The sequence below is a fragment of the Pontibacter vulgaris genome, assembly GCF_022758145.1.
Lineage (GTDB): Bacteria > Bacteroidota > Bacteroidia > Cytophagales > Hymenobacteraceae > Pontibacter > Pontibacter vulgaris.
Window position 1 is genome coordinate 944019 of the sequence record NZ_JAJVDH010000002.1, and the last position, 13076, is coordinate 957094.

A 13076-nucleotide genomic window follows, 5' to 3' on the forward strand; every position below is an offset into this window, starting at 1 on the left:
TATGTTTTATGATTATCTGCTTTATGAATAAAATACCCCTGACCTGACAAAGCAGGTGCAAGAATAAATTTTTGATGAAGTATGATGGGAGAGGGGATTAGCGCAAATGCCGCATAATGGCGAAAGGAAGCGGGGCCCAGGCAGCTGTTTTTACACCTATTGTTTTAAGGCCGCGGTTTGTCCAGTTGTTGCAGTTGCGGAAGAGGTGGAAACGGCCATGTGCCTCATAAAAATTGTCTTCGGAAGTATAGCCGGCCCCTTTTATAAGTATAAACTGCCCGTTCTGCTGCCGGAAGGTTCCGGAAATATAGTTTACCAGTTGCTCGTATTGCGCCTCCGATAGTATAACAGGCCGCTGGTATTTGTTGGGTATTAATGGCCTGCGAATATAGGATACATGCATGGCGCTTCGGGTGGGCCAGAACAAGGCCGTAATAGCTACATCCAGTCGCAGGTCTTTCCATTCGGGTGTTTCCATGTAAAACCTTCTGTCGCCCCAGCCAAAAGCAATGTGCGTGTAGCTGCTGTCTGCACCTTTGTAATCCTGTAATAGTAATTGGGTTCTCCAGTCGGTAATGGCGGTTTTTACAGGTAATACAAAATCAGTATGCACGCCATTATCTGTAACAAAAATCTCTATGCCTTCACGGGTTTCCGCATAGCTCCTGTTTACCGGTATACTGCCCAGAACCACCACTGCCAGCAAGTATAACAACACCAGTAAACTACCAAAACCTATACTTAATAAACACCCGCTGCGGCACTTAAATTTTTTCATTTTATTGCATTAATGGTAAAGGTTCTGCGTTATGGTTATACTGTAGATCGTATGTAATAGTATGAAATTCAGTTGTATAAGTTCTGTCTTTAAACTGCACCCATGAAATTTTTCTTTTTATGCGGGCTGTTGCTCACGATGGGGGCTGCTACCGCGCAAATACCGGCTGCAAGGCTGGTAAGGCCCGGCAGATTGCGCAGGCTGCAACTTGGAGTTACGTATGGCTATTGGGGGCAGGTAGGTGGCTATACCAAAGTGCGGGAGTATGAATATGAAGGCGATAAGCTACAGCTTCGCAGGGATTTGGGCGTTGATAACCTGCAAAAAATCGGGCTTGAGATAGAATACAAATTACCTGGCCAACGCAATGCCCTTCGCTTTAAATTTGATAACCACACAACAAGCGGCAATGCGACCCTCAAAAAAGATGTATGGTATAACGGCACCTTACTGCAAGGCGGAACGCAGGCCAGTATAAACAAAAACAAGTATACCAGGGCCGCAGCCTTTTATGAGCACACAGTAGGTACAGGCAAAAGCCCGATTGATGTTACATTGCTTGGTGGGCTGGTGCTGGATTACGTTAAATTTCATATTGATGCCCCTGTTTCCGGTGACCAGCCCCAAAACGTAAGGATAGAGCCTTACGAGTCTTTTTACAGGCAGGCCGTACCATTTCCGAATATTGGAGCTAGGGTAAAGTATACTATTAATCCACGGCTGAGTTTGCAGGCAGAAACTTTTGGCACATACATCCCGAAGTTTAAATCGTGGTATACAGAAGGAGGAAATATGTACCTGAAACAGGAAGGGCTTGATGCCGAGCTTGGGCTGTATTACCAGTTTCATAAGCTGCAACTGAAAGGTGCTTACAACTTCAGGCACCTGTACATTTTTCAGGAAAGCGGAGAAGATACAAATGAGTTGCTCCTGAATGTGGGTGGTATTTCTGCAGGTTTATACTATCGTTTCTGATCTGAAAGTATAATTTGCTCTAAGCTTCTGGTTGGAGGTTGCCCTATACCTATGGCCATGTAGCGTCTGGTTAATTTGTCGGCTTTATACTTCTATCACTTCCCCAAAATCATCAAGCATTTTTTTGCTGAAGCTACCATGTGAATACAAAGAAATTACAGGAAGCAAATGAGTGTTATTAGTTAAATATAGCGATTCTGTAATTTTTATTGAACTACAGGTGAAAGATGCGCCACAAAAATCCACTTAAAACGTATACCCTGCAGCTGTTTTTCGGCAACTCAGGAAGATACTTTCCTATTATACTTTACTTCTGATGTGAGTTGTGTGATTGATTATGCTGCCTGGTGTAGTCACCTGTTTTTTACACAATAGTGGCTGTTTCAAAGTATAAACCTTTGCCGTATGCATCTTTTTCCGCAGATTGTATCACATTTGCATTTACAATAGGAACTCTTACCATACTATAAAAACAATGATAAACACCTTAAAGCGGTTTTTCGCTTTTGCCCTGGTGCTGCTAAGTGTGCAGGTAGCTGTGGCACAACAAGCCATACAAACGCCGGCGCAATTTCTGGGCTATGAGCTGGGTGAGCAGTTTACAACCCACGAGCGCATACTGGCTTATGTAAATTACCTGGCCGCACAGGCTCCGAAGCGCATAAAAGTGCAGGAGTATGGCCGCACCTATGAGGGCCGCCCCTTGGTACTGGCTTACGTGGCAAATGATGAAAACCTGCCACGCTTGGATCAGATACGCGAGAATAACCTGCGCCAGGCCGGCGTACTCAGCGGTCAGGCACAAGGTAACCAGCCAGCCATTGTCTGGATGAGCTACAACGTACACGGCAACGAGTCTGTATCGTCGGAGGCGGTAATGCAGGTATTGTACGACCTTGTAAACCCGGGTAATGCCCAGACACAAAAATGGCTGCAGAATTCGCTCGTTATCATCGACCCATGTATAAACCCTGACGGGCGCGAAAGATATGTGCAGTGGTATAAGCAAGCTTCTAACCAGGGAGGCAATGCCAACCCGTTTGCCTGGGAGCATTACGAACCATGGCCGGGCGGCAGGCCAAACCATTACTACTTCGACCTGAACCGCGACTGGGCATGGCAAACACAAATAGAATCGAAGCAAAGGCTGGCTGTTTACAACAATTGGCTGCCGCAGGTACACGCCGACTTCCATGAAATGGGGCCTGAATCGCCGTACTACTTTTCGCCTGCTGCCAAGCCATTTCACGAAAGTATAACACCGTGGCAGCGCCAGTTCCAGAACACCATCGGCGACTATAACCGGTCATACTTCGATAAAAACAACTGGCTATACTTTACCCGCGAAAGCTTTGACCTGCTATACCCGAGCTACGGCGATACCTGGCCTACTTTTAACGGTGCCATCGGTATGACTTATGAGCAGGGAGGTTCTGGCCGCGCCGGCCTGGCCTACAGAAAAGAAGACGGCGATACGCTAACGCTTAAAGACCGTATTGCGCACCACCACGCTGCCAGCCTGGCAACCATGCAGGCCACTTCCGAAAAAGCCGACCAACTAAAACAGGAGTTCAAAAAATATTACGCAGATAACCAGAAAAACCCGCAGGGCAAGTATAAAGCCTTTGTTTTTAAAGCAGATGGTGCCAATGCCGCAAACCTTAAAATGCTGACCGAGTACCTCGACAGGCAAGGTATAAAGTATGGCTACGCCGGTAAAAAAGGTTCTGCCAGAGGGTATAATTACGCCACAGGCAAAGACGGAAGTATAAAACTGGCGGAAAACGATGTGATCGTAAGTATGTATCAGCCAAAATCTACATTGGTGAAAGTACTGTTTGAGCCAAGCTCGCCACTGGAAGATTCGCTGACCTATGATATTACTTCCTGGGCTATGCCGTATGCTTTTGGCCTGGATGCCTATGCTGTGCGTGGCCACTTAGAGCCAAAAGCTTCTAAGCCAAACACACCAACTCCTGCTGCCATAACTATTGATAAACCATACGCGTACCTGGCCCGCTGGAACAGCGTGCAGGACCTGAAATTCCTGGCTGACTTGATGAAGCAGAACATTCGGGTGCGGCAGGCTGGCAAAGCTTTCGAAACCGATAAGCAGAAGTATGAAGTGGGTACACTGATTATCACACGAACCGGAAACGAACGCCTGGGCGATAAATTTGACAAACTGGTGCGCGAAGCAGCGACCAAACATGGTATAACCCTGGGTGCTGCCGCTACCGGCTTTGTTACCAGCGGCGCCGATTTTGGTTCTGAAAGCGTGCGTTCTATTAAAATGCCGCGTGTGGCTTTAATGGGAGGCGATGGTGTATCGTCTAACGCGTTTGGCGAAGTATGGCATTACTTTGAGCAGCAGATCGGATACCCGGTTACAGTGCTTAATACCGCATACTTCAGCAACGTGCCACTAAACCAGTTCGATGTGCTTATACTTCCGGCTGGTAACTATAACCGCCTGCTAAACGACCAAACCCTAGACCAGGTAAAGAACTGGGTAAAAAGCGGCGGCAAACTCATAGCCATGGAAAGTGCTGCCGGTTTCCTGGCCGGTAAAAAGGATTTCGAATTGAAGAAAAAAGATGGGGCCGAAGAAACTGAAAGCAAAGAGAAATCAAAAAAGAAAGAAGATACCTACAGCAATCTCAGAACTTACGGCGATCGTGAGCGCGAGGCATTGGCCGGAGAAGTACAAGGCAGTATTTTCCGTGTGCACCTGGATAAAACCCACCCGCTGGCTTACGGCTACGGCGATACATACTTTGCGCTTGTGCGATCATCCGATACTTTCGAGTTTATGGAAAGTGGCTGGAATGTAGGTGTACTTAAAAAAGACAATTACACCACAGGTTTTGTAGGCTCAAAAGCAAAACAACGCCTGCAGGATGCCCTTATACTTGGCACACAAGACTTAGGCCGTGGGCAGGTAGTTTACATGGCTGATAACCCGTTGTTCCGTGGTTTCTGGCAGAATGGTAAATTGCTTTTCGGAAACGCTGTTTTCCTGGTAGGGCAATAGCAAATATAAATTCAGAAGAAGAATCCCCTGAGCGAAATATCTCAGGGGATTTTTTTATGCCGTTAGAGGCCTGCTATAGTTTGCTCGCACTGCGATAAATAGTAAATTAGCGGAGATACCAGGTACAGATGTATCACTTATAAAGAGGAGTGCCTCAACCCAGAACTATGAATAACATTATTACTTACCCGGGCCCGGAAGAATATCCGGAAGGAATGAAAAATTATATTGAAGCTGCCAAGGCAGAAGATCTGTTGCACGGCTTAGCTGCCAGCCAGGAGTTCATCATAAACTTTATGCTCAGCCTGGATCAGGAAAAACTGACGTATCGTTATGCTGAAGGCAAGTGGTCTATAAAAGAGCTGCTGGTACATATGATGGATGCCGAGCGTATTTTTGCTTACCGCGCCCTGCGTTTTGCCCGCCAGGATAAAACAAACCTTGCCGGCTTCGACGAAAACCAGTACGTTGGCCCATCAAAAGCAGATAACAGAACCATTACGTCTATACTTGCTGAATACGCTGCCGTGCGCCAGGCTACGATAGAGCTGTTCAAAAATTTTGATAACGAAATGCTGAACCAGACCGGAACAGCCAATAATAACCGTATTTCTGTAAGGGCGCTGGGTTATGCTATACTTGGGCACGAAATCCATCACCTCAACATTATTCGCCAGCGCTACCTGGAGCAGGTATAAACACCTAACCATTGCTGGTGCTTTTTGCTCAGTACTTAATTAAATTATATGCAGAACCGTAAACCGTTCAGAATTGTACTTGCCATAGCCTGCTTTATTTTTGCCGGTGTAAAGGCGTACGAAATTATTAAGGGAGAATACGAGTGGTTGGATGTGTTCTTTTTAGTTGCTTTCCTGGGCTTTGGTACAATGTACCTGGTTGCAATGAAGAAGGAAAACAAGTAACCTAAAGCCCTTTAAATGGGAAAAACCTGAAAGTCAACAAGTATCTTGGTAGATCGCTTAAGACTTTCAGGCTTTCAACTTTTAGCCAAAGGTATCTGTGTATACGGTCACTCTCAGGCCGTAGTTGCAGCCTGTTAAAAAAATTGGAATAATTTTCGGCTGTTCACTTTTGGCGCAATCTAACGCATAGCCCTATTTTCCACTGGGCTTTCCGCCAACTATAAACTCCAACACTTAGGTAGCTATCTAAGGAAGTATGTTACTGCTACATACTTTACCTTAAAAGCTATAATTTAAAATATCTCCAAATTTGAATAAACTCCCCCGGAATTATAAAAAATAGCATATAATTTAAATATTTTAATAAAAATTTTAAACTATATAATTAAAGTATGGTATAATAAAAAAATCTAAAGCCCTAATAAAAAATTAAAACTTAGTATAAATAAGCCTCATTTACAGGCGCAAACCGGGATGATTTTTTATTAGTTGCTGCCAAAGGTGCTATGCTACACGCTTTATATTTAACAGGTTTCCATGTACAAATTTATTGAATAGAATAGCTAACCCTTTAAAACGAGTTTCTTATTTTTTAAAAGTATATTATGCTTAACGCGCAATTAAAGTCGATAAAAAACTCCTTTTTGAACAAAGTGTTAAAACGCAAAGGCAATGACTTTGCGGAGCGTATAAGAAATAGAAATAATGAGTTCTGGGGGATACCTGAAGGTAAAAGTATAAAAGCTATACCTATGAACGCCCATGACCCGCTACCTAAATGGCAGGACGTAAAATATTGGCAGCGAAAGCTAAGTAACAAGTATAATGCCCGCCTATTTGCCCAAATGCATGGATGTAAGGTAGCGGATTTGTATTGGAGAGGAAAAGACCTGAACCAGGTAAATTTCGATGATCTTCCGGATCAATATGTCATAAGGCCTACTATAGGGTATGGCTGTGATATGGTTTACCTGATGGATAACCATGTAAACCACATGGATAATTGCACCTACACGAGCGGTCAGATAAGAGATAATCTTATGGATGCTTTACAACAAAATCCCAATCAGGAGTTTTTAATAGAGGAGTTTTTACGTACGGAGCAAGGTGAGTATAAAATTCCTGTAGATTATAAAATTCACACCTTTAATGGCGAAATAGCTTTTATACACTTAATTAAACGGTTAAGCCCATCCAAAGGCTACAGTACATTTTATGACGTGAATTGGAACCAGTTAGGCCATCTGCAGGATTGTTACCCGGCGGGTACTTACCAGCAAGCTCCGGAATGCCTAAACGAAATGCTGGAACAAGCCAGGACGCTAAGTAAAGCGTATGAGATATTCGTAAGAATCGACTTTTATGCCACAGACAAAGGCGCAGTTTTTGGGGAGTTTACACCTACTCCTGCTATGGGGAAAAACTATAAACCCGAAGGTGTAAAAATCCTGCTTAATTTCTGGGATACCTATTGTAAAGAAATGGTTTAAGACTTTGCTCAGGCCTTATGTAAGTATGCCTATCCGTAACTTCAAATTAAAAGATGCCTGGCTGCCTTATAAGCAACTATAGTTTACATCGGGTCTACATCGGCTACTACTCTTATTCCTTTAAAATCCGGAAGCAGTTTCAGTTGTTGTATTGCCACAGCTATCTGGCCTTTGGCTGCACGCAGGTTTGTGTTTTCGCGTGGTAACTTAATGTGGATCTCGTTCAAGAACAGGTTACGTATCTTAAAAATGTAAGGCACTTCCGGGCCTAGTACCTGCTGTTTCCCTAACTTATCAGCCAGGTCGTTTGTTAAAACAATGGCTGCATTTTCAGAGGTACGTTCGTCGGCATGCTTTACCGTTATCCGGATCATCCGCATAAATGGTGGGTAACCAAACCGCATGCGCTCCTCAATTTCATGCTCGTACAGGCTTATATAATCGGTGCTGTGTACCTTCCGGAATATAGGTTGCAAAGGGTCGCGGGTTTGGATGATAACAGTGCCAGGCTTGCCTTTACGGCCTGCACGACCACTCACCTGCACGAACAACTGGAAAGCCCGCTCATGCGCCCTGAAATCCGGGAAATTGATAATGCTGTCTGCATTCAGAATACCAACTAGGCTTACGTTCTCGAAATCGAGGCCTTTGGTTACCATTTGCGTGCCCACCAACACATTTGTTTTGCCGCTTTCAAAATCTGAGATGATCTGCTGGTAACTGTTCTTCTTTTTGGTAGTGTCGAGGTCCATGCGTTGCACCTCGGCGTTTGGCAGCAGCAGTTTCAGGTCGTCCTCGATCTTTTCGGTACCAAAACCCATACTTTTAAGCGTGGTGGCACCACAGGCCGGGCAATCGTGGGGCATGCGTTCGGTGTAACCGCAATAGTGGCAACGCAGCTCGTTGTTATACTTGTGGTACGATAAACTAACTGCACAACACTTGCATTTGGGTATCCAGGAACATTCGTCGCAGCTGATAAAAGGGGCATAGCCACGGCGATTCTGGAAAAGTATAACCTGCTCGTGGCGTTGCAGGCGCAGCTCCATTTCGGTTAATAATTTGCCCGAAAAGTGGCTGTGCATGTTTTTGCGGTGTTGCTCTTCGCGGGTATTCACCAATTCAATTTCCGGTAACTGGGCTTCGCCAAAACGCTTGCTCATAGTTACCAGGCCCCAGCGGCCGGTTTTGCAGTTGTAATAAGTTTCGATGGATGGTGTAGCGGAGCCAAGCAGTGTTTTTGTACCCTGCAAATGCGCCATCATCAACGCTGTTTCACGTGCATTGTATCGCGGGGCGGGTTCGTACTGCTTGTAGCTGGCTTCGTGCTCCTCATCTATAATAATAAGCGAGAGATCATGGAAAGGCAGAAATACAGCCGAACGCACGCCCACTACCACCTGGAAACGCCCTGCCAGGATGCCCTGCCATACTTCGGCCCGCTCGTTATCCGAGAATTTGGAATGGTAAACACCCAGTTTTTCGCCAAACACCTTCATCAGGCGTGTTACGATCTGGGCGGTAAGTGCAATTTCGGGTAGCAAGTATAAAACCTGTCCGCCGCCTTCCAGCGCATGTTTTATCAGATCAATGTATACTTCAGTTTTGCCACTGCCAGTAACACCGTGCAGCAGCACCGTATCTTTTTCTTTAAATAAGCCCAGGATTTCATCTTTAGCCTGCAACTGATGTTCTGAAAGCGCCATGGGCAACTTTCTGGGGCCATCTTCTATCGGAAACCTGGATATGATCTGATCGAACTGCTCCAGCACGCCTTTTTTAATCAGCGAATCGATGGAGGATTTGGAGAGGTGGGGGTTAGAGGTAAGTACGCTTTTCTCCAGCCCTTTATAGTTCATGTGCACATCCTGGTACACCGGCACTTTCTGCAGGTAATTTAACAGAATATCCAGTTGCTTTGGCTTCGGGGATAGCTGTTCAAAAAGCTCTTCCAGCATGCCTTCTTCCTGAACAAAATGCTCTGTGAGGCGCACCTTTTTTACCACCTTGGGCGCATACTTATCGCATACCTGCTCAAATATGATAATGGCCTCTTTCTGAATGAGCGACTTGATATACTTGTGGTAACTTTTGCCCTGCAGCAGGTTGCCTACTTCTGTAAAAGTAAGTGTCTGGTTCTGTTCTAAAGCGTATATGATCTTTGCCTCCTGCGCCGACATCGGTATATCGTCTTCCTCAGGGTTGAAGTGCGGGTGCAGTTGTATTCTAGACTCGCTGCTAAGCTTTAAAGCCGATGGCAAAGCTGCATTGATCACTTCGCCGAGCGTGCACATATAGTAATCTGCAATCCACCTGAACAGCTTTAGTTGCGGAGCCGTTACGATAGGCTTGTCATCCAAAACATCCAGAATATACTTTGCCTGGTAATCAGCAGGGGCATTTTCGTGGATATCGGCTACAATACAACTCAATACTTTTTTTGCCCCGAACTGCACAATAACCCGCACGCCTACCAGTACATCGTCGTTCATTTCGAGCGGAATGCGGTAAGTATAAAGCTTAGGCAGCGGCAGCGGAAGTATTACGTCAGCGAACAGCGTAACGCGCTCCACAGCCGGCTCGGGCGGGTAATTAAAGTTGAGTAGTTCAGACAAGGGCTAAAGTATAAATACCTTGTGCAAAGGTCGGAAAAAAAGCGGATTGTTTTAAACCGATACATGGACAAAACAAAAACCAGTTTAATTGGCGTCAATAGCCTGTCTGTAACCTTAATTTATAAAGCTGGAAATTTAGGCTGGTATTGGGCCTGATTCAGCAACTGTTCTAATGCTTCCGAAGCTGTATGCACCGGCAACTGGCACGTTTTGTTATAGCACACATAAATAGTAGTCTTGCCATTAACAGCTACTCTTTCTTTAAGTAGGGCCAGGTTGCTGCTTGTTTTTGTGCCAAGCAGAATCATGTTAGGGATATAAAAGGAGCTAAGTTCAGCACGTATGGCAGCTGCTTTCGGGCCAACTATGGCAACTTCAGCAGTAGGTTTAAGTTTTTGGAAGTATAAAGCAGCCCAGTTGCCCAGATGCGAAGGTTCTTTAATTACCAGGTCTTTTACCTTAGCAAGCATTTCGTCGGATAATTGCTGGTAACGCTCCTCATCAAAGTATAAACCCAGCAGGTGCAGGTTTGTAGCCATAACGGAGTTAGAAGCGGGTACTACGTTATCCAGTATTTCTTTTTTGCGGGCAATTAATTTACCTGAGTTGTTATCCGTGAAGTAGAACATATTTTCCGCTTCGTCCAGGAAATTTGTTAATGTATAATCGGTAAGCTGTTTTGCTTCCTGCAACCATTTTTCATCAAACGTAACTTCGTAAAGCGCTACTAAGGCCCGGGTCAAAAGTGCATAATCTTCCAGGAAACCATCTATAGTTGCTTTGCCTGCTTTATAGTTGTGGTATAGTTTGTTGTCTTGTTTTAGATGCTGGAGCAGGAAGTTTGCATTTTGTAAGGCCAGTTCCAGAAAATGGTCTTCTCCGAAAGTATAAAATGCATCAGCAAGGCCTTTCAGCATGAGGGCATTCCAGGAGCAAAGAATTTTGTCGTCGGTGCCGGGACGCACACGTTTTGCACGTACGGCCATCAGTTTATCTTTCCAGGCTTTTACCATTTCTTCCAGTACTTCGAGCTCCAACTCGTTTTCTTCTGCAAATTTTTCGTTGCTGATTCGCCGGTGCAGAATGTTGGTGCCATGCTCGAAGTTACCGGCAGCTGTAACGTGATAATACTTGGAGAAAAGCGGTTCTTCGGCAGCAAGTATGGCATGCAGCTCTTCTTTGGTAAACACATAAAACTTGCCTTCTTCTCCTTCGCTATCAGCATCTAAGGAAGAATAAAATCCGCCTTCCGGACTTAAAAGCTCACGCTCAGCAAAAGCTATAGTTTCGTATACTACATCTTTATAAAGCGGATCTTTGGTAACCTGGTAAGCTTCCGCATATAAACTGATAAGCTGGCCATTATCATACAACATCTTTTCGAAGTGTGGTACCAGCCATTCGTTATCCACTGAATAACGGGCAAAACCGCCACCAATCTGGTCATAGATGCCGCCGTATGCCATTTCGTGCAAGGTCAGGTTTACATGCTTCAGGGCAGCCTGGTCGCCTGAATAAGTATAATAACGCAGCAGGAAAAGATAATTAGCGGGCATCGGAAACTTGGGTGCATGGTCTAAACCGCCTAGCTTCTTATCGAACCGCGCGCTGAGATGATGAAACATCTGCTTAAAATCAGACTCGGTTATAGTGGGGTTGCTCTGGCTGAGGCCATACTTCTGGAGTTCGCTTTGGTTGAGGTGCGCTACAAATTGCCCGGCCGAGGTATCAAGTTCAGCCCTGTTCTTCTTATAAGCTTCAGCAATGTTCAGCAGCAGATTTGCCCACTGCTCCGGCGGAAAATACGTGCCTCCGTAAAATGGCTGCGCAGCCGAATTCAGAAAAACGTTTAAAGGCCAACCGCCCTGAAGTCCCATTGCCTGCAGCGCATCCATGTAAATAGCATCCACGTCAGGGCGTTCTTCCCGGTCCACTTTAATGCATACAAAGTGCTCGTTCATCAAGTCAGCAATCTTTTCATGCTCAAAGGATTGATGCTCCATCACATGGCACCAGTGGCAGGCGGCATAACCTATACTTACAAGAATTGGTTTATCTTCCTGCTTCGCTTTTTGCAATGCTTCATCGCCCCATGGGTACCAATCTACAGGGTTATAGGCATGCTGTAGCAGGTAAGGGCTGCTTTCATGTATAAGTCGGTTAGGGTTTTTCTTTTTTGCCATGGCTCAGTGAAATTGCAGCTTAATATTACATGCTACTAACTTACGACCAGGCTGGCTAAAAGTATGTTTTTAAAGCAGGGAAGGAGTTTATACTTGCTGAAGCTGTGCCTGTAATTGCTGTTGTTCTGCCGAAGCGTCTATTTTATACTTTAGCTCTAACTGCCGGAGTTGTGCGATGGTATTTTGTAAAAATGCCTGATGAGCTGGCGTATCCGGGTGAAAAGGCCGATGGGCTACGGCGCGCAGCATCTTTTCCCACTCAGGCAGAAACTCTTGAAATTCCTTACTGAAATACGCTTTAGTAAACTTCTGCCAGATATAATCTTCGGCCACTTCGGTGGGGTGGAGCATGTCTGGTTTGTAAAAGCGGTAATCGCGCAGGTCGTCCATCATAATCTCATAGGCAGGAAAGTATAACACATGATCATGCGTTTGTTTAAGCTGATGGCAGGCCACCCGAAGTATAGATTTGCTGACGCTGTTGATCTCTATAGTTTCTTTTATATGCCGAACCGGGCTTACTGTTAGCAGCACTTTCAGGTTGGGGTTTACCTGATTAAGTACTGCTAGCAAACTTTCGAAAGCAGTTGAGATCTCAGTTATACTTAACAGCTCTCTGTTGAAATTACTGGCAGGCAACTTATGGCAGTTGGCAACTATAGCACCCGTTTTTATTAGTTTATAACTGACAGCTGTGCCTAATGTAATGATAAGCAGCGATGCCTGCTGCAATTGTTGTTCGGTTTGTTGCAGGCGTTGCCTGATAAGCTCAGTGAGTTCTTCTTTATCAGGAGATGATAGGGAGGAGTGCAGGTCATACACATACCAGATGCCATTATGCTGCACCAGATGCTCTTCAAAGTTATAGGGCTGTCCGGCAGCAGCTTGTAAAAGTTTACAAACAGAAATGGGGTTAAAAAGCGTACCAAAAGGATTGACAAGTGCCCGGGCCTTGTTCTGAAGTAATTTGTTACCGATAACTTCGGCAAAGCAGGAGCCAAAGGTAAGCACATTACTTTGCAGGCCAAGCGCAAGGCTGGCAGGCGATACATTAACTTCGGTTCTGAACATACTTAAC

Annotated in this window: 9 protein-coding genes; 5 read left to right on the forward strand and 4 right to left on the reverse strand. The window is 45.1% G+C overall.

What is annotated here, in order from left to right; translation table 11 throughout:
* Positions 1-97 precede the first annotated feature (97 nt).
* Positions 98-778: a TIGR02117 family protein gene (locus LWP20_RS05185; RefSeq protein WP_242927047.1), complete on the reverse strand. Its 681-nt coding sequence runs from the start codon at positions 776-778 to the stop codon at positions 98-100.
* A 102-nt stretch (positions 779-880) separates the two neighbouring features.
* Between LWP20_RS05185 and LWP20_RS05190 the strand changes: the two genes are divergently transcribed.
* The 5 genes from LWP20_RS05190 to LWP20_RS05210 all read left to right on the forward strand — a co-directional run bounded on the left by LWP20_RS05190 (position 881) and on the right by LWP20_RS05210 (position 7200).
* Positions 881-1753 (forward strand): hypothetical protein, encoded by an 873-nt coding sequence (locus LWP20_RS05190; protein WP_242927048.1) that lies wholly within the window; start codon positions 881-883, stop codon positions 1751-1753.
* Between the two features lie 475 nt (positions 1754-2228).
* Entirely contained in the window at positions 2229-4787 is a 2559-nt protein-coding gene (locus tag LWP20_RS05195) for a M14 metallopeptidase family protein (protein ID WP_242927049.1), read from the forward strand.
* 167 nt (positions 4788-4954) lie between these two features.
* Positions 4955-5485 carry a DinB family protein gene (locus LWP20_RS05200; RefSeq protein WP_242927050.1) on the forward strand — a complete coding sequence of 177 codons (531 nt, stop codon included), beginning with the start codon at positions 4955-4957 and terminating at the stop codon, positions 5483-5485.
* A gap of 48 nt (positions 5486-5533) precedes the next feature.
* Entirely contained in the window at positions 5534-5710 is a 177-nt protein-coding gene (locus LWP20_RS05205) for a hypothetical protein (RefSeq protein WP_242927051.1), read from the forward strand.
* A 653-nt stretch (positions 5711-6363) separates the two neighbouring features.
* A complete protein-coding gene (locus LWP20_RS05210) occupies positions 6364-7200 on the forward strand; it encodes an ATP-grasp fold amidoligase family protein (RefSeq protein WP_242927104.1) in 837 nt (278 codons plus the stop codon).
* Between the two features lie 83 nt (positions 7201-7283).
* Here the strand turns inward: LWP20_RS05210 and priA are convergent, their stop codons facing one another.
* The 3 genes from priA to LWP20_RS05225 all read right to left on the reverse strand — a co-directional run bounded on the left by priA (position 7284) and on the right by LWP20_RS05225 (position 13069).
* Positions 7284-9815, reverse strand: coding sequence for a replication restart helicase PriA (gene priA, locus LWP20_RS05215; protein WP_242927052.1), 2532 nt, complete (start codon positions 9813-9815; stop codon positions 7284-7286).
* A gap of 119 nt (positions 9816-9934) precedes the next feature.
* Entirely contained in the window at positions 9935-11998 is a 2064-nt protein-coding gene (locus LWP20_RS05220; RefSeq protein ID WP_242927053.1) for a thioredoxin domain-containing protein, read from the reverse strand.
* Between the two features lie 87 nt (positions 11999-12085).
* Positions 12086-13069: a GSCFA domain-containing protein gene (locus tag LWP20_RS05225; RefSeq protein WP_242927054.1), complete on the reverse strand. Its 984-nt coding sequence runs from the start codon at positions 13067-13069 to the stop codon at positions 12086-12088.
* Positions 13070-13076: the final 7 nt, after the last annotated feature.

What these genes read in the sequence shown, in the direction of transcription:
- LWP20_RS05185 (WP_242927047.1), bottom strand. Translation starts at nt 778, where the DNA reads ATGAAAAAATTTAAGTGCCGCAGCGGGTGTTTATTAAGTATAGGTTTT.
- LWP20_RS05190 (WP_242927048.1), top strand. Translation starts at nt 881, where the DNA reads ATGAAATTTTTCTTTTTATGCGGGCTGTTGCTCACGATGGGGGCTGCT.
- LWP20_RS05195 (WP_242927049.1), top strand. Translation starts at nt 2,229, where the DNA reads ATGATAAACACCTTAAAGCGGTTTTTCGCTTTTGCCCTGGTGCTGCTA.
- LWP20_RS05200 (WP_242927050.1), top strand. Translation starts at nt 4,955, where the DNA reads ATGAATAACATTATTACTTACCCGGGCCCGGAAGAATATCCGGAAGGA.
- LWP20_RS05205 (WP_242927051.1), top strand. Translation starts at nt 5,534, where the DNA reads ATGCAGAACCGTAAACCGTTCAGAATTGTACTTGCCATAGCCTGCTTT.
- LWP20_RS05220 (WP_242927053.1), bottom strand. Translation starts at nt 11,998, where the DNA reads ATGGCAAAAAAGAAAAACCCTAACCGACTTATACATGAAAGCAGCCCT.
- LWP20_RS05225 (WP_242927054.1), bottom strand. Translation starts at nt 13,069, where the DNA reads ATGTTCAGAACCGAAGTTAATGTATCGCCTGCCAGCCTTGCGCTTGGC.